The sequence below is a fragment of the Prosthecobacter sp. GW821-HT29F12 genome (assembly GCF_058803405.1).
The window spans coordinates 2,399,131-2,423,957 of sequence record NZ_CM179517.1 but is presented as its reverse complement, the minus strand read 5'-3'; the positions used below and the strand labels follow the sequence as shown (position 1 = coordinate 2,423,957).

Annotated in this window: 23 protein-coding genes; 14 read left to right on the top strand and 9 right to left on the bottom strand. The window is 60.5% G+C overall.

Features of this window, described 5'->3' with window-relative positions:
- Window positions 1-26 precede the first annotated feature (26 nt).
- Entirely contained in the window at window positions 27-722 is a 696-nt protein-coding gene (locus AC3RLQ_RS09960) for a zinc metallopeptidase (RefSeq protein WP_493036672.1), read from the bottom strand.
- A 138-nt stretch (window positions 723-860) separates the two neighbouring features.
- On the opposite strand from AC3RLQ_RS09960, the gene AC3RLQ_RS09955 reads away from it, so the two are divergent.
- Window positions 861-1,595 (top strand): hypothetical protein, encoded by a 735-nt coding sequence (locus tag AC3RLQ_RS09955; protein WP_493036670.1) that lies wholly within the window; start codon window positions 861-863, stop codon window positions 1,593-1,595.
- Between the two features lie 94 nt (window positions 1,596-1,689).
- The gene (locus AC3RLQ_RS09950; RefSeq protein ID WP_294399132.1) at window positions 1,690-1,929 is read left to right on the top strand and encodes an acyl carrier protein; all 240 of its coding nucleotides are present in this window, start codon (window positions 1,690-1,692) and stop codon (window positions 1,927-1,929) included.
- A gap of 1,018 nt (window positions 1,930-2,947) precedes the next feature.
- Here the strand turns inward: AC3RLQ_RS09950 and AC3RLQ_RS09945 are convergent.
- The 3 genes from AC3RLQ_RS09945 to AC3RLQ_RS09935 form a co-directional block, all read right to left on the bottom strand.
- The gene (locus AC3RLQ_RS09945) at window positions 2,948-3,271 is read right to left on the bottom strand and encodes a septum formation initiator family protein (protein ID WP_493036668.1); all 324 of its coding nucleotides are present in this window, start codon (window positions 3,269-3,271) and stop codon (window positions 2,948-2,950) included.
- A gap of 10 nt (window positions 3,272-3,281) precedes the next feature.
- Complete coding sequence (eno, locus tag AC3RLQ_RS09940) at window positions 3,282-4,568, bottom strand: phosphopyruvate hydratase (RefSeq protein WP_422323032.1); 1,287 nt, start codon at window positions 4,566-4,568, stop codon at window positions 3,282-3,284.
- A 195-nt stretch (window positions 4,569-4,763) separates the two neighbouring features.
- Complete coding sequence (locus tag AC3RLQ_RS09935; protein ID WP_493036666.1) at window positions 4,764-5,960, bottom strand: hypothetical protein; 1,197 nt, start codon at window positions 5,958-5,960, stop codon at window positions 4,764-4,766.
- Window positions 5,961-6,455: 495 nt separating this feature from the next.
- Between AC3RLQ_RS09935 and AC3RLQ_RS09930 the strand changes: the two genes are divergently transcribed.
- From AC3RLQ_RS09930 to AC3RLQ_RS09920, 3 genes are all read left to right on the top strand, one after another.
- A complete protein-coding gene (locus AC3RLQ_RS09930) occupies window positions 6,456-6,674 on the top strand; it encodes a helix-turn-helix domain-containing protein (RefSeq protein ID WP_493036664.1) in 219 nt (72 codons plus the stop codon).
- Window positions 6,675-6,756: 82 nt separating this feature from the next.
- Window positions 6,757-7,122, top strand: a complete 366-nt coding sequence (locus AC3RLQ_RS09925; RefSeq protein ID WP_493036662.1) for a hypothetical protein — start codon at window positions 6,757-6,759, stop codon at window positions 7,120-7,122.
- On the top strand, window positions 7,119-8,348 hold the full coding sequence (locus AC3RLQ_RS09920; RefSeq protein ID WP_493036660.1) for a hypothetical protein: 1,230 nt from the start codon (window positions 7,119-7,121) through the stop codon (window positions 8,346-8,348). Before AC3RLQ_RS09925 ends, AC3RLQ_RS09920 begins: the two co-directional genes overlap by 4 nt.
- 472 nt (window positions 8,349-8,820) lie before the next feature.
- Here the strand turns inward: AC3RLQ_RS09920 and AC3RLQ_RS09915 are convergent, their stop codons facing one another.
- From AC3RLQ_RS09915 to mutL, 3 genes are all read right to left on the bottom strand, one after another.
- Window positions 8,821-9,588 carry a HEAT repeat domain-containing protein gene (locus AC3RLQ_RS09915; RefSeq protein WP_493036658.1) on the bottom strand — a complete coding sequence of 256 codons (768 nt, stop codon included), beginning with the start codon at window positions 9,586-9,588 and terminating at the stop codon, window positions 8,821-8,823.
- 61 nt (window positions 9,589-9,649) lie between these two features.
- On the bottom strand, window positions 9,650-10,945 hold the full coding sequence (locus tag AC3RLQ_RS09910) for a DUF1501 domain-containing protein (RefSeq protein WP_493036656.1): 1,296 nt from the start codon (window positions 10,943-10,945) through the stop codon (window positions 9,650-9,652).
- Window positions 10,946-11,392: 447 nt separating this feature from the next.
- On the bottom strand, window positions 11,393-13,336 hold the full coding sequence (mutL, locus tag AC3RLQ_RS09905; RefSeq protein ID WP_493036654.1) for a DNA mismatch repair endonuclease MutL: 1,944 nt from the start codon (window positions 13,334-13,336) through the stop codon (window positions 11,393-11,395).
- Window positions 13,337-13,472: 136 nt separating this feature from the next.
- On the opposite strand from mutL, the gene AC3RLQ_RS09900 reads away from it, so the two are divergent.
- The 5 genes from AC3RLQ_RS09900 (at window position 13,473) to tgt (ending at window position 20,039) form a co-directional block, all read left to right on the top strand.
- Complete coding sequence (locus AC3RLQ_RS09900; protein ID WP_493036652.1) at window positions 13,473-13,805, top strand: HesB/IscA family protein; 333 nt, start codon at window positions 13,473-13,475, stop codon at window positions 13,803-13,805.
- 150 nt (window positions 13,806-13,955) lie between these two features.
- Window positions 13,956-14,750 carry a hypothetical protein gene (locus tag AC3RLQ_RS09895; protein ID WP_493036650.1) on the top strand — a complete coding sequence of 265 codons (795 nt, stop codon included), beginning with the start codon at window positions 13,956-13,958 and terminating at the stop codon, window positions 14,748-14,750.
- Between the two features lie 510 nt (window positions 14,751-15,260).
- On the top strand, window positions 15,261-16,370 hold the full coding sequence (gene purN / locus AC3RLQ_RS09890) for a phosphoribosylglycinamide formyltransferase (RefSeq protein ID WP_493036648.1): 1,110 nt from the start codon (window positions 15,261-15,263) through the stop codon (window positions 16,368-16,370).
- Entirely contained in the window at window positions 16,367-18,373 is a 2,007-nt protein-coding gene (locus AC3RLQ_RS09885) for an ATP-dependent helicase (RefSeq protein ID WP_493036646.1), read from the top strand. Before purN ends, AC3RLQ_RS09885 begins: the two co-directional genes overlap by 4 nt.
- A gap of 19 nt (window positions 18,374-18,392) precedes the next feature.
- A complete protein-coding gene (gene tgt, locus AC3RLQ_RS09880) occupies window positions 18,393-20,039 on the top strand; it encodes a tRNA guanosine(34) transglycosylase Tgt (RefSeq protein WP_493036644.1) in 1,647 nt (548 codons plus the stop codon).
- 267 nt (window positions 20,040-20,306) lie between these two features.
- On the opposite strand, the gene AC3RLQ_RS09875 is transcribed toward tgt, so the two are convergent.
- Window positions 20,307-20,567 carry a DUF1232 domain-containing protein gene (locus AC3RLQ_RS09875; protein WP_493036642.1) on the bottom strand — a complete coding sequence of 87 codons (261 nt, stop codon included), beginning with the start codon at window positions 20,565-20,567 and terminating at the stop codon, window positions 20,307-20,309.
- Window positions 20,568-20,687: 120 nt separating this feature from the next.
- Here AC3RLQ_RS09875 and AC3RLQ_RS09870 point away from each other — a divergent pair, with 120 nt between their 5' ends.
- From AC3RLQ_RS09870 to AC3RLQ_RS09860, 3 genes are read left to right on the top strand one after another with little or no spacing between them, the layout of a single operon-like run.
- Window positions 20,688-20,894, top strand: coding sequence for a VOC family protein (locus AC3RLQ_RS09870; protein WP_493036640.1), 207 nt, complete (start codon window positions 20,688-20,690; stop codon window positions 20,892-20,894).
- A gap of 9 nt (window positions 20,895-20,903) precedes the next feature.
- Window positions 20,904-21,080, top strand: a complete 177-nt coding sequence (locus AC3RLQ_RS09865; protein ID WP_493038835.1) for a VOC family protein — start codon at window positions 20,904-20,906, stop codon at window positions 21,078-21,080.
- Window positions 21,081-21,126: 46 nt separating this feature from the next.
- Entirely contained in the window at window positions 21,127-21,528 is a 402-nt protein-coding gene (locus tag AC3RLQ_RS09860) for a hypothetical protein (protein WP_493036638.1), read from the top strand.
- A gap of 81 nt (window positions 21,529-21,609) precedes the next feature.
- Here the strand turns inward: AC3RLQ_RS09860 and AC3RLQ_RS09855 are convergent, their stop codons facing one another.
- On the bottom strand, window positions 21,610-23,310 hold the full coding sequence (locus tag AC3RLQ_RS09855) for a glutamine--tRNA ligase/YqeY domain fusion protein (RefSeq protein WP_493036637.1): 1,701 nt from the start codon (window positions 23,308-23,310) through the stop codon (window positions 21,610-21,612).
- Window positions 23,311-23,474: 164 nt separating this feature from the next.
- On the opposite strand from AC3RLQ_RS09855, the gene AC3RLQ_RS09850 reads away from it, so the two are divergent.
- Window positions 23,475-24,785: a phosphoribosylaminoimidazolesuccinocarboxamide synthase gene (locus AC3RLQ_RS09850; protein WP_493036636.1), complete on the top strand. Its 1,311-nt coding sequence runs from the start codon at window positions 23,475-23,477 to the stop codon at window positions 24,783-24,785.
- Window positions 24,786-24,827: the final 42 nt, after the last annotated feature.

Here is a 24,827-nt window from a genome sequence, read left to right as displayed (position 1 = left end):
GTAGCTTTCTTCGTCACCGTGCAGGCTCACTCATCCCGCCGGTTCCCGCCGAGCAGGAGCATGGCGTAGTAGAGGAAGGTGCCCAGCGCGCTGATGAAGGCGGCCACGTAGGTCAGTGCGGCGGCGTCCAGCACTTTGCTCATCGCGGCGGTTTCCTCGCCGGGAGCCACGGCGCCGGTGCTGGCCAGCACGCGCTTGGCACGGGCCGTGGCGTCAAACTCCACCGGCAGCGTGATCAGCTGAAACAGCATCACGACGCCAAAGCACAGGGCCAGGATCGGCAGGGCGATCTTGGGCGCAAAGTAGATCAGGCCAAAGCCGACGAAGGGAATGATCTGCCCGGCGATGGTGGTGATGCCCACCGCCGCCATGCGCCACTGCAGCGGGGCGTAGAGCTGCTGGTGCTGGATGGCGTGGCCGCACTCATGCGCAGCCACCCCCAGCGCGGCCACGTTGGTGCCGTAGTAGTTTTCTTCGCTGAGCATGAGCTGCTTGTTCGAGGGATCGTAATGATCGCTGAGCTGGCCCGGGATCGGGTTGATGGTCACATCACGGATGCCGTTGATGTCCAGGATGCGCTGGGCGATCTGCGCGCCGGAGAGCCCGGAGCGTGCCGGCACCTGCGAATACCGTGCATAGGCGCTCTTCACACGCCAGGAGGCATAGACGGACAGCGCCATGGTGCCAAGGAACAGCAGGAGGTAGAGAGGATCAAAGTACATGGTTCTTGAATGGGGTTGCCATTAATTACGCACACCATGCCCTCTTGGGCATCCCACGGGCATTGCAAAAGTGCGCGTAGTTTGTCACACAAAATCCCGTGTTGCTTCCCCCCGAGGCTGCGATTGAGTCAGTCGTTCATGGAAACCGCCCCCACCACTCCCGCATCGGCCTCGGAGCCCATCCTCTGCCGCGTTACATCCTGGTACTACCGCCGCATGGGCCTGCTGGCCGGGCTGTTCCTGATCTTCGGGCTCGTGTTTCTCCATGACGGCATGAGGGGCTATCCCCAGGAGCTGGCCATCGCGCAGGAGAAAGAGAAGTTCATGAAGGAGTTCCTGCCCTCGTTTGAAGCCGCCAAGAAAGAAGGGCGCCTCCCGCAGTGGATGGAGGATGCCAAAGCCAGGGGCATGCCCACCGGCGTGGACGGGGATTCACCCCGCTGGAAAAGCTACGCCGCGAAGAAGGGCTGGAAAGAGGAGCCCAAGCTCTACAGCGAGCGTGAGATCGCCGAGCAGTTTTATTATGGCTACGGTTGCTTTGTCGGGGCGCTGATCGCCGGCATCCTGATCCTGCGGAATCGCGGCAAGGTGCTGCGTGGCGAAGCCGACCACTGGGTGTCTCCCGAAGGTGCGCAGATCCGCTACGCCGATGTCTTTCGCGTGGACAAGCGCAAGTGGGAGCACAAAGGGCTGGCCTATGCGTGGTATCGCACGCAGGCCGGCGCGGAAAAGCGTGCGGTGATCGACGATCTGAAATACGGCGGCGCAGACAAGGTGCTGGAGCGTTTGCTGTCTCGTTTCAGTGGTGAATTGATTGAAAAAGTCAGCGAAAAAGCAGCCCCAGAATCCACATCCACAGAGATGGAAAAATAATGGCACTAGTTTGAGTTTGAAAAAGGCGGGAATTTCCCCTTGCCAAAGCAAATGCAGCCGCTAAAGCTCCGCCCCATCCCAACACCCCCAATCTATGGCAGAGAACATCACAGAAAAAGTTAGAGACATCATCGTTGAACAGCTTGGCGTGAATCCCGAGCAGGTCACCCAGGAAGCCAAGTTCATCGAAGATCTCGGTGCCGACTCACTCGACACCGTCGAGCTGGTGATGGCCTTCGAGGAAGAATTCGGCATCGACGTCCCTGACGAAGAGGCTGAGAAGCTTCAGTCCGTGGGCGACGTCGTCCGCTACGTCGAAGAAAACGCCGAGTAATACCGGCCTTTTTTAGAACTTCAAAAACAGCCAAGTGGTTCATTCCGCTTGGCTTTTTTGTTGTGGGGTGGCGGTGGGGCAGGGGTGGGGCGTGTAGCGCAGCTCCGAAGGGGCGCGGAATTGATTCCGCAGCATTGATTCGCTTCGCTCCCCTTCGGGCTCCCTGCGGTCGTCTATCTCGCTTCGCTCGGTTCCGCAAGCCCCCATGCCGCCGCTTTCGCCTCCAGCACCGCCGTTCCAACGCAGGTGCGGTCCAAATGGCGTAACGCGCAGCAAATTGATCCTCGGCTTCAAGAGATGGATGCGTGAGCAAGCGGCTGGCGCTTCGGCGGAGAGCTGCGGAATCAATTCCGCGCTCCTGCCGCGTTTTTGGACTGCGGTCGCGCAGTGAGGAACGAACGCAGCTACCGCTTTCGACGTGCTGCACGGCTCACGCATGCCACCAGTTGTTCGAAGGCGGGAGCCGGTGGTTCTTCGCCAGCCGGTCAGGTCACGCCCATCACGAGACGCTCGAAAGCGGGAGCCGGTGGTTCTTCGCCAACCGGTCAGCTCACGCCCATCACGAGACGTTCGAAAGCGGCAGCTTCACCCTTTCAGGGGTGCGCAGCCGCACTCCAAAAAACCCTCGCGTGTCCACGTCGCCACATGGACTGCGGTCGCGAAGTGAGTAACGAACGCATCCCCCTCCTGCCGATGGCGGAGCCATCCAACCCCTCGCTACAGGCTGGGATGGCTCCGCCATCACTGAGCGGCGAGATTCCGCTGGGGCGGCGCATGTTGGGACTGCGTGGCTGTGAGAACGCCAGTGCTGGCATCGCTCCGCGATGCGCGTGCCTTGATGGGGTGTGATGCGCGTGTTCGAGGGGTGTCGCTCCGCTCAACCCCTCGCTACAGGCTGGGATGGCTCCGCCATCAATGAACTGCAAGGTTCCACTGGGCATGCTGCCTGCAGGGGGGGCCTGCTCCAGCACGTCATTGTCGGCACCTCATCCATGCGGCGGTTTCCGCCAGCAGTCTCTTAAAACCTCAGCACAAACTCGCCTTCCTTCTGCAGATGCAGGCGGTCACGGGCGGCCATTTCGAGGTAGGCGTTGTCGTTTTTGATCCACTCCATGCGGCGCAGGAGCTTGTCGCGGTCGGATTGCAGCACATCGCGCTGTCCTTTGAGCATTTCCAGTTTCACGCGCATCGCGTTCTGCGTGTCGATCGGGTTGTCGCAGAGGACATACACCACAGGGACAATGAGCAGCAGCAGAACGAAACGGGCCACCTTGAGGAATGCGCGCACCCAGCCTTCCCAGCGGGACTGGGGTTCGGATGCGCGCACTTCTCGGTAGTTCATAGAGTCTTGATTAGACTTTCATGCGGCCGCCGAAGACGGCGTTTTCACCCAGTTCCTGCTCGATGCGCAGAAGCTGGTTGTACTTCGCGATACGATCGCTGCGGCTCATGGAGCCGGTCTTGATCTGGCCGCAGTTGGTGGCGACGGCGAGGTCAGCGATGGTGTAGTCTTCGGTTTCACCGGAGCGATGGCTCATGACGGCGGTGTAACCATGACGGTGGGCGAGCTCGACGGCGTCGAGGGTCTCGGTGAGGGAGCCGATCTGGTTCACCTTCACGAGGATGGAGTTTGCCACGCCCTGGTCGATGCCCTTCTGGAGGAATTCGACGTTGGTGACGAAGAGATCGTCGCCCACGAGCTGGGTGTTGGAGCCCAGTTCCTTGGTGATGACGCCCCAGCCAGCCCAGTCGTTTTCGGCGCAGCCGTCTTCGATGGAGATGATCGGGAACTTCTTCTTCAGTTCGGCGTAGTAGGCCACGAGTTCGGCGGCGGTGCGCTCGGACTTGTCGGACTTCTTGAAGACGTACTTGTTCTTCGCCTTGTCGTAGAACTCGGAGGAGGCCACGTCGAGGGCGATGAAGATGTCTTCACCGAGCTTGTAGCCGGCCTTGTCCACGGCCTGGGCGATGACTTCGAGGGCGTGGTCCGCGCTCTTGAGGGTCGGGGCAAAGCCACCTTCGTCACCGACGGCGGTGCTGAGGCCCAGATCGTGCAGGATCTTCTTGAGGGCGTGGAAGACTTCGGAGCCGTAACGCAGGGACTCGGAGAAAGTCGGCGCGCCTTTTGGCATGATCATGAATTCCTGGAAGTCGATCGGGGCATCGGAATGCGCGCCGCCGTTGATGATGTTCATCATCGGCACAGGGAGCACCTTGGCGTTCGGGCCGCCGATGTACTTGTAGAGGGGCTGGCCCAAGGTGGCGGCAGCGGCCTTGGCCACGGCGAGGGAGACGCCGAGGATGGCGTTCGCTCCGCACTTGGCCTTGGTCTTGGTGCCGTCCACTTCGCGCATGGCGTTGTCGATGCCGACCTGGTCGAGGGCGTCTGCCCCGATGAGGGCATCAGCGAGTTCATTGTTCACCGCATCGACGGCCTTGAGCACGCCCTTGCCGGAGAAACGCTTCTTGTCGCCGTCGCGCAGTTCCAGCGCTTCGTGTTCGCCGGTGCTGGCGCCGGAGGGGACTGCTGCACGGCCCATGGCTCCGCCTTCGATGTAAACATCCACTTCAACAGTGGGATTGCCGCGTGAGTCGATGATTTCGCGTCCGATGATGCGAGAAATGGTGAGTTCGTCCATGAGGATAGATTATTTAAGTTTTGCTAATAATTAGGATTTTTCAAGAAGGTTTCGAGAAATCTCCGGGGGAGCGGGGTTCATACACGGGCGGAGCTGGGGTGCAAATGGTAGGTTTTGACGGAGGTGCAAGAGATAGCCCTGAGCGGCGGGGGAAGGGGGGCGGAAAAGCCCGCTGGCGCTGGCAGTGAGGAGGCTTCAAAAGCCTGGCGGGTCCACGAGGAACTGAGGCTTGTCTGCTTTCTTGGGTTGTCTGGTTGGCTTGGAGGGCGGCGGGCTGGCGGACCTCAGTTCCGAAAGTGTTTGATCCGCTGGTAGAGGAAGGGCGGCCTCCTTCAAGCTGTATTTCTTCTGCTCCATGGGCAGAGTGCTTGTCGTTTTTGATCCTCCGGCGCCGGGTGGTTTTTCCGCCGGTTTATTTGTTTTGATCGACCATTTGCCAATGACTGAGGTAATCAATTTGTCGGTGTAGGGCGACTGGATCCATGCGTTTGCCTTTTCGCCCTCCACTTCATAAAAGAAGGACTGCGGCTGCGATCCTGGGAGTGGGTTCGGGGACACAGACAGAGTGAAACCCAGCTCGTTGATTGTGGTGTCCACCCTTTTGCTGTTGGCTGTCGGGCCGATGTTTCTCAGGGTCGGAGTGGTGGGAATGATCGTGACGACAACTCCTCCCGCCGCGTTGCGGACGACTGTGAACGTGAACGTGTATTGGAAGCTCCGCGGCTGGATGGCAATTCCAACATCAGCCGGAATATTTATGAAAGCCTCCAAGTCTGAGAGAACGGCATCCCGGATGCCATTGTCGATGATGACATCTTTGAGGCGAGGGTCGTCATGGCAGACGTCATGGATGAGGGACGACGGGTCGATGGTGAAAGTCACCACCTTGACTTGTTTGCCGATCGCCTGGCGGCTGCCGTTCAGTGACGGGACCACCTGCGTGCCGGTCAGATTGGAAAACGGGATGACCATGGAGAGGTTGCCGGTATCCGTCACATCCTTCGTCACGGTCGTGGTCAGAGTGCCGTTGCCTAAACTGAAGAACAGACTATCAATGGCATTAGGAGTCCGATTATTCTGGAGATCGAGATCTTTCTGTCTTTTCTGCAGATCCTTGGCCGCCAGGATGGCTCGTCCAATCGCGACCTTGATGGCGAGCAGGGCCTTCGAATATTCCAGCCCATTGGGCAGGCGGGTGCTCAGCTTGTTTCTGGCGCCGGGGAGAGGTGATTTCAGGAATGCACTGCAACTGGTTGCTGCAAAGGGCAGCACGGTCAGGGCGGCGAAGGCAGCGGTTAGCGTTCTCGTGATTACGTTCATTGCGGGGCGGGCATTGACGTTTATGTGGCGCGGATACTGACGTTGATAACAGGGTTGCTTCGTGATTTTCAATGAAAAATTTTAAGTTGCATCAAGAGGGTGATGCGCTCTTTCGGTGGGTGTGGATGCCGGGTGAAATTCTAAATATGATGATGGATTCCAGGCGTAGCACACCCCGCGCCAGCTTGCCCCCGCTTCACCACTGGGCGTCTTAAAGATTCCAGAAGCTGGCGCGCGCCACCTCAAGCCCCCTCACGCCACATAAAATCACCAAACGTCGTTGACATCTCAAAAACGGGACCCAAGACTTCTTGCATCCTCGGGTGCTTCGTCGTGCAGAACGCGTTGGCCTGAGGGAGACAGCGCCGCCGGCAGTGAAGAACTCTGATCCGCGCAACCTGCAAGCCGGCACCGCCACCCTGTGGCGCCTCCAGGTCACTCCTGGACCGCCGGTCGTTTCCTGAAACAGAAGCCTGGCCCTTCGCATCTGCTCCGCATTCCTGCGGTCTCTGCGCATCCTCGTGCCAGCATTTAAACACTGAATACCACTAAATACTACATACTGCTATGAATACGAACCCAAACGAAACCCTGCCACAGGACGAAGCCGAACTGATCACCCCGGAGCAGCTCGCCCAAAAGCTGAATGTCTCCCGCCGCTGCCTGGCCAACTGGGCGCGGGACAAGATCATCCCCATGGTGAAGATCGGGCGCATCTGTCGCTTTAACCTCCAGAAGGTCCGGGCCGCTCTGGCGCACTACGAGCGCGCCGCCATCACACGCTGAACCCAAATGCGCTTCCCGTGAAGGAGATGACGGCTGCGGCTGCATCTCCCTTCACGGGGCGCAACCCCACCCCAGCACGCTCATGAAACTCAATCTTGCTCGTTTGGAGAAGGTGCGCCGGCCGCGCGGCTCCAGATTCATTGCCCGCTTTCCGGCCTGTGCCGGGATGAATTCGCAGGCCTCTTTTCCTGCGTCCGTGCGGCGTCAGAAACCCCCGCAGGACGCGCCGCTGCTGCGCTCCGCAGTTGTGACCCGCGCCGCGCGTTGCGAGGTCTCAGAAGGCCTGGAAACGCAGCCACGCATGGCCTCGTGGCGGCTCTGGCTGCGGCAGGCCATCATCACCGCAGGCGGGTCCGATTTCCTCGGCATGGTAGATGCTGGTATGGAAAATATCACGCCCGCAGACAGCGCCGGCGCACTGCCACGCTTCACCCTCTCCCACCCATGAAAGACCTGCGCAGCTACCACAATGCCTTCGGGGCGCAGGCCCTGGCCGACCTCGTCAGCGATCCGGCGAACTACACCGTGGTAGATAATACCACCACCCTGAGCACCGCGCCGCCTGGCACAGGTGGTGGGGGAGGGGAGATTGCCATCACGATCACCGGCCCCGCCGCCAAGGCCACGGGGAGCGCGGTGGATTTCACGGAGCTGGATGCACGCCGCATCCATCTGGCCAGTCCGCCGCCGCAGCCCGTCCCGGTCTTCACCCTGCTCACGCAGCAGATCTGCACGCCGGGAAATCTCACGGTCATCTCCGCCCAGGCCAAAGGCGGCAAAAGCGCTATCGTGGGCGCGATGATCGCCAGCACGGTGACCGCGCCGCCTCCGGCGGATGCGGAGGACGCCTTCCCCGCGTGGGAGCCGGAGTGCGATCTGCTGGGCTTCACCGCCGCAGCGCCTGCAGGTCGCGCCGTGGTGCTGTTTGACACCGAGCAGTCGCCTTATGACGCGTGGAGCCTCGTCCACCGCGCGGCCCTGCGCGCCAATGTCAGCAGCATGCCGGATCACTTTCGCGGCTACTCCCTGGCGGATGTTTCCACCGAGAAACGCCGTGCCTACCTGGCCGCCGAAATGCAGCGCGCCCATGAGGAATGCGGCGGCATCCACAGCGTCTTCATCGATGGCGTGGCCGACCTGTGCAAAAGCCCGAATGACGACATCGAAGCCTTCGCCTTGGTGGAGCACCTCGCGCAGCTCGCCATCACCTACGCCTGCCCCATCATTGTCGTGCTGCACGAGAACCCCTCCGGCCTGGAAACGGGCAAGACGCGCGGCCACCTCGGCAGCCAGCTCGAGCGCAAGGCAGAGAGCAATCTGCGCATCGCCAAGGATAACCGGGGCGTCCCGCTCGTCTTCTCCGAGCGCTGCCGCCACGCCTGCATCCCGCGTGAAAACGGCCTGCGCTTTGAGTGGTCCGGGCCCGAAGGCATGCACGTCACCGTGGAGCCGGAAACGAAGGAGAGCAAAGTGGAGGCGGCGCGAAAAGTGGAGCAGCCTGAATGCGGGGCGGTGTTTGCAGGGCAGGTGGGGGAGGTTTCGTACACGGATCTCGTGCAGCTCATCATCACGCGGGCGCACCTCTCTGTGGCCACGGCCAAGCGCCGCATTCCCAAGTGGCTCTCCATCGGACTGCTGAAGCATGGGCCAACGGGAGGCTACTACCGTGCCTGATGCTTTGGTATCAGGTATCAAAGGGGTATCAAATCGGTATCATGATACCGACAGGGGGTTGGTATCAAGGTATCACTCCCTATATATAGGGAGTGATACCTTGATACCAAATCCAAACCCCAGTGGTGATACTGATACTGAACCTCAATGATCCTGTGAACCCACCGCCGGTGGAAATGGAAACTCACCCCCATTGTCCCACCCATCCTTGAGCCTGTGAACCTCCCGCGCGCTGTGAACGTGCTGCGGGTTGTGAACCTCCCGCCGGTGCCCCTCAGATTGGACTGCGGGACTTGGCACGTCCTGCTTATTGTTTTTGGATTGCGGCTGCGACGGGCTGTTGCTTCCGTTGGGTTTGCAGTGCGCAGGGAGCTGCCGCTTTCGAGCGTCTCGTGATGCGCGTGGGATCACTGGCCTGCGAAGAACCATGGGGCAGTGGTGTTCGAGTGTGCTGCCGCCTGCGCCGTGCTGACTACGGCAATCGTTGCTCCTGAAGAACGTGGCTGCACATCCAGTTGGGCTGGAGGTCTGGCAGGGACGCGATCGCGGCATGCAGCTTGTTCCACTGATCGCGGGCTTTGGCGGGGTGGGTTTGAATCAGGCAGTCAATGGCGCGGGTTTGATAGCTCACGGCCGATGCCGGTGGCAGGCGCAGCAGGGACTCGATCACACTCAAATAACCGGCTTCATCGCCGAGACGATGCAGGGCTATGGCCAGTTCGTGGAGCAGGTAAGGAGTGTCCGAGTTTTGATATTTGAGCAGCAAGGGAACGTGTTCTTGATTGCCACACATGCCCAAGGCACGAATGGCGCGGGCCTGGATGTCAGGTAAGTCTTTTGCCTTGAGATCGCTCACCCAAAAATCCGGCTTTTCGAACGCATAACGGTCGTCCAAGTTGACACCATCAATGTTGAAATCGCCGCGCCGAAAAGCAGCTTTCACCAGTTGATGATCGAGACTGACAAAGAGGCCGGAATAGTGTGCAAAGGCTTGGTTTGCCACGCTCCGGTGGGAGTCCGTGCATAATTTTTCGAGCAGCCGTCGGGTCGTGGCATCCGCCACTTCAAACCTGCTCAGAACGCAATAACGCACCTGCCATACCGGCGAGGACGCTTCCGCTTCCAGGTCATGCGCCGATGCGTGTCTGCCAGTCAAGATGAGGATGAGCGCGATGGCTTGCAGAGTTTTCATGGTGGAGGAGGGGCTCCGCCAAAATGCCCTCGCCTGATCAATGCGCAATGCACACAAAGCAGCCTCAGCGGCGAGCCTTGACCTTTTGACTGCCGGAGCCGTTTCCCGCTCAACCAAACAACTGCGTGATCGGCCTGCCTTTGTCCGCGACGGTGAAGGGGCGCTTGCTGGGGCTGTAGAGCACCTGATCCAGCGGAATGCCGAGGGCGTAGGCGATGGTGGCGTTGAAATCGGGGATGGTCACCGGATTGACGGCGGCTTCGAGGCCGGAGTCATCCGTGGCCCCATAGACCTGGCCGCCGCGAATGCCGCCGCCTGCCATGAGGCAGGAGAAGCCGCGCGCGTGGTGGTCGCGGCCGTCGTTCGCATTGATCTCGGGGGTGCGGCCAAATTCCGTGGCCAGCACCACCATGGTATCTTGCAGCAGGCCGTGGGATTCCAAATCCTGCAGCAGGGTGCTGAGGGCGGAGTCCAGTTCATCGCACAATTCAGGGACGCGGGTGAAGTTGGCATTGTGGGTGTCCCAGCTCCCGAAGGAGACTTCGACAAAGCGCACGCCGTGTTCCACCAGCCGGCGGGCGAGCAGGCAGCCCTGGCCGAAGCGGTCGGTGCCGTATTTGTTGCGCAGGGCTTCGGGCTCCGCGCTGAGGTCAAAGGCGGCGAGCTCCTCGCTCTTCATCATCTTGAGGGCGTCGTCGTACATGTCCGCGTAGGCGCGCACGTTTTTGACGTTGTAGGTCTCCGCAAACTGGCGGTCGAGCTGCTTGGCGACGCTGAGTCGGCTGTTAAAGCGCTCTTCGGTGAACCACTGGTTGGTCTTCACGTTGTTGATGCCGCTTTCGGGATCGTTGATCATCAGCGGTGCGAAGCGGCTCTCAAAGAATCCGGCGCCGGGATGGCGGCTGTCGTTGCCGATCATGACGCTGCCGGGGAGCGTGGGATTGCCACGATCCTGAAACTTCTGCAGCCACGCCCCCATGGAGGGATGGCGGATGCTGCTGCGCTGCGTGTAGCTGGTGTGCTGGTAGTAGTTGCCCTGCTCATGCGCGCCCTGCGTCGTCATCATGCTGCGGATCACGGCCAGCTTGTCCATCTGCCGGGCGATGAGGGGGATGTTTCCGGCGACGCGGATGCCATCGACGTTGGTGTTGATGGTCTTGGTCAGGCCCATGATTTCCTTTTTCTCCGGCTTCGGATCAAAGGTGTCCAGATGGCTCATGCCACCGTTCATGTAGAGATAGATGACATTGCGCGCCGTGGCCGCCTGCTTCAGCGGCGAGGCTCCCTGACCGGGGGCTGCCAGAATGCGGGAGCCGAAGTGCGCTGCCGTGCTGACGCCGAGGAAGGTTTTGGCGGCACCGGAGACAAAGGTGCGGCGGCTGAGGTCATTGCGGAAAGGATTCATGGACAGGAAAGGGCAGGGGATGGGGGGATGCGGCCCTTTAACGCAGGCAGGCGGCGGACTTATCACAAGATTTGCGTTCTTTGGGACATGGAGGTCAGGCCTCTGGCCTGACAACGGCCCGGGGCTTCCAGCCTTCGGCTCAAAGGCGGGCCGGGTCTGGTTGCGCGAGCTCTACCAGAAGGGCGTTTTAGGAAAGGGGGTGAGCGAAAGGGACAACTGCCCGCGATGGGACGAAGGAATCTACGGACGCGCACAACGCGTCCCTACCCTCCGCGCAGCACGCCCAGGGCTGGTAGGGATGCGCTGTGCGCGTCCGTGATTTCGGGTCTGTCGCGTCGCAGGCGCTCAAAAAGGTGCGCCGTCCTTGCTGCGATGAACAGCAGGCTTTTTCCCCGAGGGCAGGGGATTCCCATCGGGCGAGACGCCCATCCTCCGTGGTGCGGCGTGCTACCCCGGCGCTCTCCGCCCAAACTTACGCTCCAGTTCGCTGGTGGAAATCTGCACCAAGGTGGGCCGGCCATGGGGGCAGCAGTAGGGCATCTCGCAGGCGAAGAGGTCTTTCAGCAGCGCCTGCATCTCGGGGATGGAGAGCACGTCGTTGCTCTTCACTGAGGCGCGGCAGGCGATGGTGGCGATGGCGTCCTCGCTCAGGCGCAGGCTGGAGGATTTGGTGCTCAGGCTGCTGAGCTCTTCGATCACCTGGTCCAGCCAGGCGGCGGGATCGTCGGTCTTCAAAAACGAGGGCAGGGTTTCCACCTTGAAAATGTTCGGGCCGAAGGGCTCGATCTCGATGCCCAGGCGGTTCAGCGAGGGAAGATTCTGCTTCAGCAAATCGGCGTCACGCGGCGTGGTTTGCAGGGTCACAGGCAGCAGCAGGCGCTGGCAGGGGACGCCGCCAGACTCAATGGCGCGGCGGAATTTTTCGAAGTTCACCCGCTCATGCGCGGCGTGCTGGTCCATGAGGACGAGTCCCTCTTTGCCTTCCATCAATACATACAGCTTCTGCAGCACGCCGATGATGCGGTATTCCGGTGCTTCAGCGGGCTCGGCTTTGGCCGGGGCAGGGGAGACCTGCGGCGCTTCCTCTTCTTCCGGGGCTTTTTCGGGTGCCGCTGCTTCCGACGGAGCCTGAGGCTCAATGGCGGTAGCACTGCGACCAGCGGCGATTCTCTCCAGCACATCTGCTACGCGATGAGAAACGGCGGGAGCGGCTGGTTGCGTTCGTGGGGTGGATGCGGGCGTGGGTGCTGGCGCCGGGGCGATGTTTCTCAGCGGTGCGGATGAAACCGCCACTGGCATGGCAAACTGCTCCTGACGGCTTTCGGGCACCAGCGGCACTCGCGCTGCAGCAGGGGCGGCTGGAATGGCGCGTGCCGGGGCGTGGCCCGTGGGCAGTTTGGCGGCGTTTTCCAGCGTGTGGCTCACACAGCGGGAGATGGCATCCCGCACGCTGTGGCCATCATGAAAGCGCACCTCTTTTTTGGCCGGATGCACGTTCACATCAAACGCGTGCGGATCCATCTGGATGAAGAGGAAGGTGACCGGATACTGGCCCTTCATCAGCGCAGTGTGGTAGCCTTCGCGCAGGCCATAAGAGATGCTGGCGCTCTCGATCGGGCGGCCGTTCAGATACGTGGTCTGCATCTGGCGGTTGGAGCGGCTCATGCCCGGCCCGCCGATGTAGCCGGAGACGGTCACGCCCTGCACGGTGGTTTCCTCCACTTTGAGCAGGCGGGAGGCCAGCTCGTCCCCCACCAGGCCGCGAATGCGTTCCAGCATGTCGCGCGTGGCCGGCAGGTGCAGCACGAGTTCTCCATTGTGCGTCAGGGTGAAGGCCGTCTGCGGATTGGCGATGGCATGCAGCCGGAGCTGCTGCTCCACGTGGGCAAATTCCGTGTTCTCTGTGCGCAGGAATTTGCGGCGGGCAGGCACATTGAAAAACAGCGAGCGCGCCTCGATGACCGTGCCCGGAGCGCCGCCGTGATCGCGCACCCCCACCAGCTTGCCGCCATTCACTTCGATCTCCGTGCCCACCAGCGCCGATTTCTCACGCGTGGCAAGCCGGAAGCGCGACACGCTGGCGATGCTGGGCAGGGCCTCGCCACGAAATCCGAAGGTGTGGATCGCGCCGAGGTCCTCCTTGGTCCGTATCTTGCTGGTGGCATGGCGCTCCAGACACAGCATGGCGTCCTCCCGGTCCATCCCGCTTCCATCATCGACAATGCGAATCATCGCGATGCCGCCGCGCTGGGCGTGCACCTCGATGTGGGTGGCTCCGGCGTCCAGGCTGTTCTCCACCAGCTCGCGCACCAGAGCGGCCGGCCGCTCCACGACCTCCCCTGCCGCCACCTGGCTGGCGAGTGCGTCTGGAAGAATGCGTATTTTTGCCATGTATTTCGATAAAGTGCGGTGTGGGAGGCGTAGCCTGTACCGCCACCCAGAAATGTTATCTTGGATGCCAGATGGGGATTTGCAATCTCCGCGCTTCTCGGCCATCAGACACACGCCCGCCATTGCCTGCTCAACCATGATTTCCCTCACCTCCAGCGCCATCGAACATCTCAAATCCCTCATCGCGGAAAAGAACGCCGATGCGGGCACCGGGCTGCGCCTGCGGGTGGAGAAGGGCGGCTGTGCTGGCATGCAGTACGTCATGGGCCTGGATCAGGCCAAATCCGACGACGAAGTGCAGTCTCAAGATGGTGTCTCGATTATCATCGATCACGACAGCCTCGGCTACCTGCGCGGCTGCCAGATCGATTACGTCGACTCCCTGGCGGATGCCGGGTTCAAGCTCACTAATCCCAACGCCGCGCGCAGCTGTGGGTGCGGCACCTCCTTTGAACCTCAGACTACGTGAATCTAAGCCTCAGATTCATTGATTTCCTTGGCCAACATTGAAGCAATCTTGTTGCCAACTTATTCACAAAATTTCCTTTTCAAATTCAGTCAATATTGTAGAATTTGAACATTCCTAATTTATAAATACTAAAATTTTCGCAAAACTGTCATGCAAATCCGATTTTTGAGCGACGGCAATGAGTACCGTTCTTACGGTGGCGGGAGCTTTTCCAAGAAGAAAGACTCCGGCGGCATTTTTTGGTGGACCATTCTCATCACTTTGCTGATGGGCTTTGCCACCTTTTGCTGGTTCTTCAGCATCATGGTGTTCGCCCACCCTGAAAAACCATTCAATTACCGCGTGCTCGCACGTTTCGACAAGCTCGACCCCCTTCGCAAGTTCACCAACTACACCGTGCCGCAGGGCAAGTTCCTTCCTGCGCGTGATCTGCTGGCCGAGTTCTATGCCTTCAATGGCGAGCAGCTTGCCGTGAAGAATGATCTCCTCAAGCGTTCCTACATCCGCAACTACAAGCAGGAGCAGCCACTCTACGTGAAGGGCACCTTCCAGGTGATCAACGCCCGCCCGCTTACCGCCAAGGATGTCATCACCGAAGGCTGGGTGGTGCGTGCACGTTCCGCAGACATCGAGGACGTGGACATTGAAATCGTGCTTCCCGGCAACAAGGACAAGGCTGACCCTTATCAGGTGGGCGACTCCCTGGTTCTCGATCAGAAGAGCACCTTCGCCGCAGCGCTGCACGTGCAGAAGTTTGATCAGGAGCGCGTCTGCATCACGCTCATGCCGCTTGCCTATCAGGGCTTCGCCACCAAGGCGGGGGAGCAGTTCAAGATGGCCCCGCCCGCCAAGCTCAACATGGACGCCTACTGGCCTCTCACCCGTGATCCCGGCGCCGCCGTTCTTGAAAGCACCGCCGACAAGGTTGTGTCCAAGCAGGGCTGAGCCTCGTCTCAGAGATTTTGAAAAAGCGGAGGGCATTGCCTTCCGCTTTTTTTGTGCTCGGAGAGTATGCTTCTTGATAGTATGTAAAGATACATCTGTTTAGCTAAAGGTAGAATGTGGTATGCAGAGTGCGAGCGCATTTCTGATATGGAGTGCGATCGCGAAGTGAGGAACGAACGCAGCTACCGCTTTCGACGTGCTGCACGGCTCACGCATGCCACCAGTTGTTCGAAGGCGGCAGCCGGTGCACTTCCGCCTCACCCCTCGCACGCCACGAGACGTTCGAAAGCGGCAGCTTCACCCTTTCAGGGTTGCGCAGCCGCACTCCAAATTCACGCTGGCCACCGCTGTCCTTGCCCCAAGCTCCACCCTGGGATCAAGGAAGAAAAACGCACAAACCAACAACGAAAATTTGACTGCACCACCGCCACTCCATCCCAGCTTCTCCATCCTTTAAATTTCCAACCTCTCCCACCTTGCATCCGCCACGCTTCGCGCCAATAGCAAAGCATGCCCGATGACTACACCCCCGCCACCATCGCCGATGTACGGCGACTGCGTGACACCCTGGATCAGCAGGGAAAAAAACTGGTGTTCACCAATGGCTGCTTCGATCTTCTGCACGCAGGCCACGTGCGCTACCTTGAGCAGGCCCGTGCGCTCGGAGATGCCATGGTGGTCGCTTTGAATTCAGATCAGTCCGTGCGCCAGCTCAAAGGCCCGGACCGCCCGCTCAATCCCGAACATGATCGTGCGGAAGTGATGTCCGCGCTGCGTGCGGTGGATGCCGTGGTCGTGTTTGATGACGAACGCGCCACTTCTCTCATCGAAGCCATCAAACCGCACGTGTATGCCAAAGGCGGTGACTACACTGTGGAGTCCCTCAATCGTGAAGAACGCAACGCGCTGGAAGCCGCAGGCACGCAGATTTCCATCCTGCCGCTGGTGCCCGGGCGCTCCACCACGAAAACGATCAACAAGATGCAGGCGGGTGATGGCGGCGCGAAAAGCAGCGGCCTGCTGCGCATCGCCGTGCTGGGCTCCGGTGCTGGGTCCAATCTGCGCGCCATCATCGCCGCCATCGCGGACAAAAAGCTGAAGGCTGAGATTGCCATCGCCCTCACGGATCAGGCGGAGTCCGGTTTCCGTGAGATCGCCCGCGCCGCCGGCGTGCCCGCGCTGTTTGTGGATGGTGGTGACAATCCACGCCGCCTCAGTGATGCGGCGCAGAAAGAAATCTTCGAGCATCTGGAGCGCGCACGCATTGACGTCGTCGTGCTCGCGGGATTCATGCGCATTCTCAAGGAGCCGGTGATCAGCGCCTATGCCGGTCGCATTGTGAACGTGCATCCGTCGCTGCTGCCGAAGTTCAAAGGGGCCAATGCGCCTCAGCTGGCCATTGATGAAGGCGAGCTTGAAACCGGCTGCACCGTGCACCTCGTCACCGCAGAGATTGATGCCGGACGCATACTGGCGCAGGCCAGGGTGCCGATCAAAATCGGTGACACCGCCGAGATGCTGCATGCGCGGATCAAAGTGGAGGAACACAAGCTCCTGCCGCAGGTGCTGAATGAATGGCGTGAACTGGGTCTGCCCGTACGAGGTGAGGGAGCATCATGAGCGGCTTCACCGGAACACTCAATGCCCAGCAGCGCGAGGCCGCCACGCACATCCACGGGCCGCTGCTGATTCTCGCAGGTGCGGGCACCGGCAAGACGCGCGTGCTCACTGCGCGCATCAGCTTCATGGTGAACGAGGGCATCAACCCGAAGAACATCCTGTCGGTCACCTTCACCAACAAGGCCGCCAATGAAATGCGCGAGCGTATCAAAGGCATGGTGCGCGACGGCCTTGGCAAGAAGGTCGTGGTGGGCACCTTCCACGCCTTCTGCGTGCGTCTGCTGCGCGAGTTTGCCGAGCACGTGGGCTACAAGAACAACTTCGCCATCTACAGCCAGGGCGAACAGGAGACGCTGATCAAGCGCGTGCTGCAGACCCTGCTGGTGAAGGACGAGACGCTGGACCCCAGCATGGCGCTCTCACGCATCAGCAAGGCCAAGAACGCAGGCGAGGGCTTGGGGGATCCGAAGGAGAGCCTCGATGCCGCCGTCATGGAAAAGTACATGGACGAGATGCGCGGGCTGAACGTCATGGACTTTGATGATCTCATCATCCTCGGCGTGCGTCTGCTGGAAGAAAACGCCCAGGTGCGTGCCACGGTGCAGAGCCGCCACCACTACGTGATGGTGGATGAATTCCAGGACACCAACTCGCTCCAGATGCGCCTGCTGCGTGCCCTGGTGCCCGCGCCGTACAACGTCTGCGTGGTGGGAGATGACGACCAGTCCATCTACGGCTGGCGCGGTGCTGAGATCACGAACATCACCGAGTTCGAAAACTTCTTCCCGAATCCGCACGTGGTGAAGCTGGAGGAAAACTACCGCAGCACCACGCCCATCCTGCACACGGCCAACAGCCTCATCAAAAACAACGTGGGCCGCCGCCCCAAGTCCCTCTGGAGCCGCAACAACGGCAGCGATCTCGTGCGCCTCATTGCCAACGAGGATGACAAGGAGGAGGCGGACATGATTGCGAAGGAAGTGGAAACCGCGCACTTCGCGAACAAGCAGCCGCTGGAGGAATTCGCCGTGCTCTTCCGCACCAATGATCAGTCGCGCGTTCTGGAGCAGGCCTTCCGCCAGCGCAAGATCGCCTACCGTGTGGTGGGTGCGCGCAGCTTCTTTGACCGGCGTGAGGTGAAGGACATCGTGAGCTATCTCTCGGTTCTACACAATCCGCACGATGACATGGCGCTGCTGCGCATTTTAAACACGCCCACGCGTGGCATCGGCAGCGCCACCGCCGAGCTCGCGCGCGAGCGCAGCATGGAGAAGCACCACAGCATCTGGGTGGCGCTGTGTGATGAGGAATTCCTGCGCCAGATCCCCGAGAAAGGGCGCAATGCCATCCGTCTTTTCACTGCGCTCATTGTTAAATACTCAGGCCCGGCCAGCACTCCCGGCACCAACCTGGTGGACATGACGCAGGCCTTGATTCTGGAGATCGGCTACATGGAGTATCTCAAAAAAGCCGCCAAGGAGCCGGAAGATTTCGCCGGCTGGGAGAACGGCATCAATGAACTGTTCAAGAGCATGACGAATCATGCCGAGCGCGATCGCGCCAGCGGCCTCGCGGGTTTCCTGGATGAAGTCAGCCTCAATGATGAGCGTGAGGAAAAGGACGACATCGAAAAGAAAAAGGGCGTGTGCTTGATCACCATGCATGCCTCCAAGGGGCTCGAATTTCCGGTCGTCTATCTGCCGGGCATGGAGCAGGGGATCCTGCCGCACAAACGCAGCTTTGATGAAGGCCGCGTGGATGAAGAGCGCCGCCTCTTCTATGTGGGCATCACCCGTGCGAAGCAGAAGCTCACGCTCAGCCACACGCGCACGCGCATGAAGTGGGGCAAGAAGCAGAGCAACATGCCCAGCACCTTCCTCAAGGAGCTCGACCGCAAGTACGTGGAAGAGCTGGACTACACCAAGCACATGAACGAAACCACGACGCAGGAGGAAAACACCAACTTCTTCTCCGGTCTGCGGGCCATGCTGGCGGACAAGTAATCGCCTGCCGCTGCGCTCCATGTCGCCCTCCCGTCTCAATTTCCAGCTCGATGCCCAGGCCAGCGATTCGCACGCCCGTGCCACCACGTTTCACACTCTGCACGGCACCATTCAGTCGCCGCTGTTCATGCCCGTGGGCACGCAGGCCACAGTGAAGGCGCAGACGCAGGAGTCTCTGCATGCCTCCGGCTCGCAGATCCTGCTGGCGAATACCTACCACCTCCTGCTGCGTCCTGGTCCCGATGTCTTCACCAAGCTCGGCGGCATCCACCGCTTCATGAACTGGCCCGGCTCCGTGCTCACGGACTCCGGTGGCTATCAGATCTTCTCGCTGCCGCACTCACGCTCCATGACGGAGAAGGGGGCCGTGTTTCAGAGTTACGTGGATGGCCAGCGCATCCTCCTCAGCCCCGAGCTCAGCATTCAAACGCAGCGCGCCATCGGCAGCGACATCATGATGGTGCTGGACCAGTGCATCCCTTCCACCGCTGATGAAGCCACCGCCCGCGCCGCCCTGCAGATGACGCAGCGCTGGGCCGTGCGCAGCCTCGCTGCGCGTGAGGATTCGCCGCAGTCCATGTTTGGCATCGTGCAGGGGGCTCTGTACCCTCAGCTCCGTCGCGAGAGCGCCGCCGGCCTTATGCAGCTCGACTTCGACGGCTTCGCCATCGGCGGGCTCGCCGTGGGGGAGGAGAAGAACGAGCGCGAAGACGTCTGCGAGCTCACCGCCAAGCTGCTGCCCGCAGACCGCCCGCGCTACCTCATGGGCGTCGGCACACCCGTGGATGTGCTGGAGGCCGTGCATCGCGGCGTGGACATGTTTGACTGCATCATTCCCACGCAGGTGGCCAAGCGCGGCACCGCTTTCACTTCACGCGGAATCGTGGAGTTGCGCCGCTCCGTGTACAAATTCAGCGAGGATCGTCTCGATCCCACCTGCACCTGCCCGGTGTGCGCCACGCACAGCCGCGCCTACTTGCACCACCTGACTAAAACGCAGGAGCCGCTCGGCTGGACGCTCGTGGGCCAGCACAACATCCACTTCTACCACCAGCTCATGCGCGAGATCCGCCAGAGCATTCTGGAAGACCGCTTCATGCCGCTCTACCGCGAGCGCCGCGAGATCCTGCCCATCGAAGATGTGGACCATCCCGTCACGCATCCGAAGCGCACCTCCACCAAACCGCAGCACGAAGGCGACTACGAGCTCCACGGGGAGCCCCCTGCCATTCGCCAAATCAGCAGCGGCCGCACATTGCCCACCACGCCGCAGCTCGATCCCGCCATCGAATCCCAAATCATCCAGCACCTGCGCCAGCCTGCCGACTCGCCGCCACTTGTCGTGTGGGACACGCAGTTAGCCACCGCCGCCACCGGGCTCGCCGTCATCCTCCTCTACGAAGCCGAAGCCGCCAAAGGCCCCCTCCGCCCGCTGCATCTCATCAGCTTCAGTGAAGACCTCGCCCCGCTGCGCCTCGCCCTCCACCACAAACGCCACTTCCCCTACCTTCGCCACGGCGCCGCCGACACCCTCATCCGCCGCGATGCCTGGGAATCCCGCTACTGTCCCGGTCTGAAATGGAGCCTCATTCACGGTTCACTTGCGGAGATGAAGACGAATGCGCCTGCGGCAGATGTGGTGGTGGAAAGTACTCACGAGCTTTAGCTCGTTCTGGAAAAGCGCCGCACCTCCAAGAGCGAGCCAAAGCATTTTCCAAAACGAATTTCCGAAGCGCATGCGTGGCGACGCTCGACGGCGCTTGGAGGACCAAGCGCCCTACCTCACGCCGGACACGCGCATGCCCAGCGCAGGTAGGGCTGGCTGTCCTCAGCCAGCCGCCGCCGAAGCCCATGATCTTCGAGTCAGTAGCACCCTGCTAAACGGAAATAAGTTTTGCGAGCCGCTATAGACTCTCAGAGCCCTACGCAAAGATCACTTCGTCTCGACATCAATGTCATGCGTCTTCGGCGCCGGTTTCTCCTCCGTTCCCTTGCGTCGCAAGAAGTGCCCGATGTCCACGCCGAAGTACGCCAGGCAGTTGATCAGCAGCGCCGTCGCCGCCGCTTCATCCAGATTGCCAAAGATGGGGAAGTTGTCCGGAATGAACTCCGCAAAGCCGAAACCAATGTTCAACAGGTAAAGAGCCGACACAATGCCCGAGGCGAGCACCAAAATATCACGGATCAGTTTCATAAGGGGCAGTATGGCCTCTCGATCATCACCACGCTAAAACATCCTTGGGCTGATTTTGGAATGACCTGTGACGCTGCTCCACTCAGGTTGACTCATCCACACGTCATCCCACTTTGCCCCATGAATCTGGAACAAATCGATCACCTCGCCCTGCGCTGTGCTTCGCTGGAAACGACCAAGGACTGGTACATCCGCACCCTGGGCTTTGAGCACGTCTATCCCGGCCACGGCGGCGGCATCCCCGTCTTCATCCGGCTGGGCACCACCTACCTCACCCTGTTTCCCCAAAAGGAAAACGACCCTCCCGCCAAGAACGGCCAGGCCTGACACCTCGCCCTGCGTGCCGCCACGTATGCCGACTTTCAATCCGCACAAGCCGAACTCGAATCCAAGGGAGTTCCATTCCAGTTCCGCGATCACGAGATCTCCCACTCCGTTTACTTCTCCGATCCCGACGGTTTCCTTCTCGAAATCACCACCTACGATCTTCCAAAAGAGCCCAATCATCAGTGATGCGGGCACTCCTGCCCGCATCAAATGTCCCTTAACCTTCGCCACAATGGAATCCATCCCATTACCGCCAATCGGCCGCACTCAATTCTCGGTGGCGCGGTCCATCATCCTCTTGCTGGTGCTGTATTCCATCACCCTCTGGCTCCTCATGGAAAGGGCCACGGATTCAGGTGCTCTTCTGGAGAGTTATCGGCATGAGTATGCAGGCGGTGGCAGCATGGCATTTCGCACTCCCGAGGGCCATTCCTTCGTCTCTTTGGCCATTCCCTGGGGCTTGCTTGTCTATCCTGCGACTCTGATAGCCGCACTGTCGCTCCTTGTTGCTGCTTCTCACTCCAATTCCATCCGGCAACGAATCTGCAGGCTATCTCTGTGCGCCGCCATGTTCGCCATCCTCATGCGATTTTTCTTTCTTGGCGTCGCAAGCTGTTCACTTGGCAGCTTCTGAAATGATGAGGGTATGGCATCAAGAAGGCAGACCAATTGCACCGCAACTGGTCTGACAAACTCGCCACGCCATAGCGCCCTCCTACTTCTTCACCCACCCATCCTTCAACGTTACCGTGCGGTTAAACACCGGTGCACCGGGCTTCGAATCGATCGGGTCAGCGTAGAAATAAGCGACACGCTCAAACTGCCAGTGCGTGCCGGGGGCGGCATCCTTCAGGGAGGGCTCCAGCTTGGCATCGGTGATGACTTCCAGCGAAGCGGGATTCAAGAACTGCGCAAAATCGCCGTCTTCACCGGCATCAGCATCCGGCGTCTCCACCGTGAAGAGGCGGTCATACAGGCGGACAGCAGCATCCACGGCATGGCGGGCGCTCACCCAGTGAATGATGCCTTTCGGCTTGGTGCGGCCTTCGGGCTTTTTGCCGTGGCGCGTGGCGTCGTCATATGTGCAGCGCAGTTCCACGATTTTACCAGCCTCATCCTTGATGATCTCCTGGCAGATGATGCAGAAAGCAAACTTCAGGCGCACCTCGCCGCCGGGCTTGAGGCGGTGGAAGCCGTCGGAGGGGAACTCCATGAAGTCGTCGGACTCGATGTAAAGCTCACGGCACAGCGGCACCTGGCGCGTGCCCGCAGCAGGATCTTCCGGGTGGTTCGGCGCTTCGAAGTACTCGACCTGATCCTCAGGATAGTTCGTGATCACCACCTTGATCGGACGCAGCACGCCGTAGGCGCGGTGAGAGATCTTGTTGAGGTCTTCACGGATCGAGTGCTCCAGCAGCGCGATCTCCGTGAGCGAGTTGAACTTGGTCAGGCCGATCGTTTTGCAGAAACTGCGAATCGCAGCCGCAGTGATGCCACGGCGGCGCATGCCGCTGATGGTGGGCATGCGTGGATCATCCCAGCCGTTGACGAGATCGTCCTTCACCAGACGCAGCAGCTTACGCTTGCTCATCACCGTGTAGGTGAGGTTCAGACGCGCAAACTCGCGCTGATACGGTGCGCCGGGCAGGCCGTCCACGTTGTTGATCAGCCATTCGTAGAGCGGGCGGTGGTGCTCAAACTCCAGAGTGCACAGGCTGTGGGTGATTGATTCCAGCGCATCGCTCAGCGGATGGGCGTAGTCATACATCGGGTAGATGCACCAGGCATCGCCGGTGCGGTGATGGTGAGCGTGCAGGATGCGGTAGAGGGCCGGATCGCGCATGTTCATGTTCGGCGAAGCCATGTCGATCTTTGCGCGGAGCACCTTTTCGCCTTCCTTGAATTCGCCCTTTCGCATGCGGCGGAAGAGATCCAGGTTTTCCTCCACGCTGCGGTCTGCGCCGGCGCTGCGGGTGCCGGGGGAGGTGAGTGTGCCACGGTTCGCGCGCATCTCCTCGTGCGTCTGGTCATCCACATAGGCGAGGCCCTTGGTGATGAGCTGCTCGGCGAAGCCGTAGAGCTTCTCGAAGTAGTCGCTGGCGTAGAAAAGGTGCTCGCCCCAGTCAAAGCCGAGCCATTTCACATCTGCCATGATGCTGTCCACGTACTCCACTTCCTCCTTGGTGGGATTCGTGTCGTCAAAGCGCAGGTGGCAGCGTGAGTTCGGCGCATGCTCCTGGGCGAGGCCGAAGTTCAAGCAGATGCTCTTCGCGTGGCCGATGTGCAGGTAGCCGTTCGGCTCAGGCGGGAAACGGGTGACGACCTGACCGCCGTTGCGACCTGCGGCGAGATCGGCAGCGATCATTTCACGGATGAAATCAAGGGAGGCGGGAGGTGTGGCGGCGGCTTCGGACATGGAGGGCGGAGTTTCGGCCCAAAGATTTAAGTTCACGGACATCGAGGGCGAAGGAGGGCGAAAGTAGGAGACGGAAGTTTAAAGTTCAAAGTTTAAAGTTCAAAGTTCGCGGTTCTGTCTTCCCAGTTGCACAGGCACGGAATCCGTTGTTTTTCCCCGGAACCATGTCCCATCCCGCCCCAGCGCCCACGCATCTCGATCTCTCGAAACTCGGCGAGCCCGTCTATCGCGGCTCCGTGCAGAATCTCTACGCCGTGCCGGATCATCCTGGCTACGTCGTGTGTGAGACCACGCCTGCAGGCTCCGTCTTTGATGTCGGCTCCATCTTCAACATCGAAGGCAACGACCTGAACCGCGCGATCTTCCGCCACGCGATGTATTCCCGCCTCGGCCAGCCGGAAACCTGGCAGCGAGTGAAGACCGCCATCGAAAACACGCCGATGGACGCCGCCTGGCGCAAGGAACTGCTCACCGGCCCCATGGAAACGATGCTGGAGCGCGGGGCCGCGACGCACCACGTCGGCATGGTGGATGCCGTCACGGGTGAGATCGTCCGCACAGGCCTCCCCACGAATCCGAGCTGCTACAATGTCGTGCGCCGCTTCCCGGTGATGCACCCACCGCAGCGCCATCTGCTGGGCACCCACGTCTTTGACTACGCTCAGTTTCACCAGAGCGCCACCTACGTGGTGCCTCTGGAGTACATTGTGCGCTTTGGCGTGACCAGCGGCTCTTCCATTCTGAAAAAATACCAGGGCCTCAGCGAAGCAGCCAAGCGCAGCTACGAGCAGGAGCTCGGCCTCTCCAAGCCCATGGGCGTGTGGGAGATGCTGGAGCGCCCCATCTATGACCTCACCAGCAAGTACGAGCCTGAAGACCGCGCCGTGAGCAAGCAGGAGGCCCTGATGATGTCCGGCCTCAGCAGCGATGACTTCCTGCACACCGTCAAGCTGGCCATCCTCGGCGGCTGGGCCGTGCGCGAGCTGCTGGAAAGCGCCGGCCTGCTGCTGTGGGATCTGAAATGGGAGTTTGCCGTGGATCGCGAGGAACTGCTCTTTGTGGATACCATCGACGCCGACTCCTTCCGTGGCACCACCTTCCTCGACGTGGAAGGCCGGAAGCTGGTCATCCATTACAACAAGCAGGCCATGCGCGACTATTACCGCCTCGTGCATCCAGACTGGTACGCAGGCATCAATGAAGCCAAGACCCAGGCGCAGAAGATCGGCAAGCCCTTCAAGCAGGTGCTCAAGGCCGGGCAGGCCGACGGCAAATGGCCCCAGACACCAGTGGTGGACATCGAATTCCTCGATTTGCAGGCCCTCAAGACCGCGCTGATTCGTCAGCACGTCGCCGCAGAGCGTGATGCCGCAGAGATTCGCGCTGATTTGGAAGCCGCCGGCGTGGCTGAAGTGGAGTTCTATCGCCAGCGCGGATTGCTGGGTGATTTGCTCGCGGCAAATGCCGTGAGTTAAAAACTCTTCAAAATCAGTGCCAAAAAAACTTGCGTGATGGAT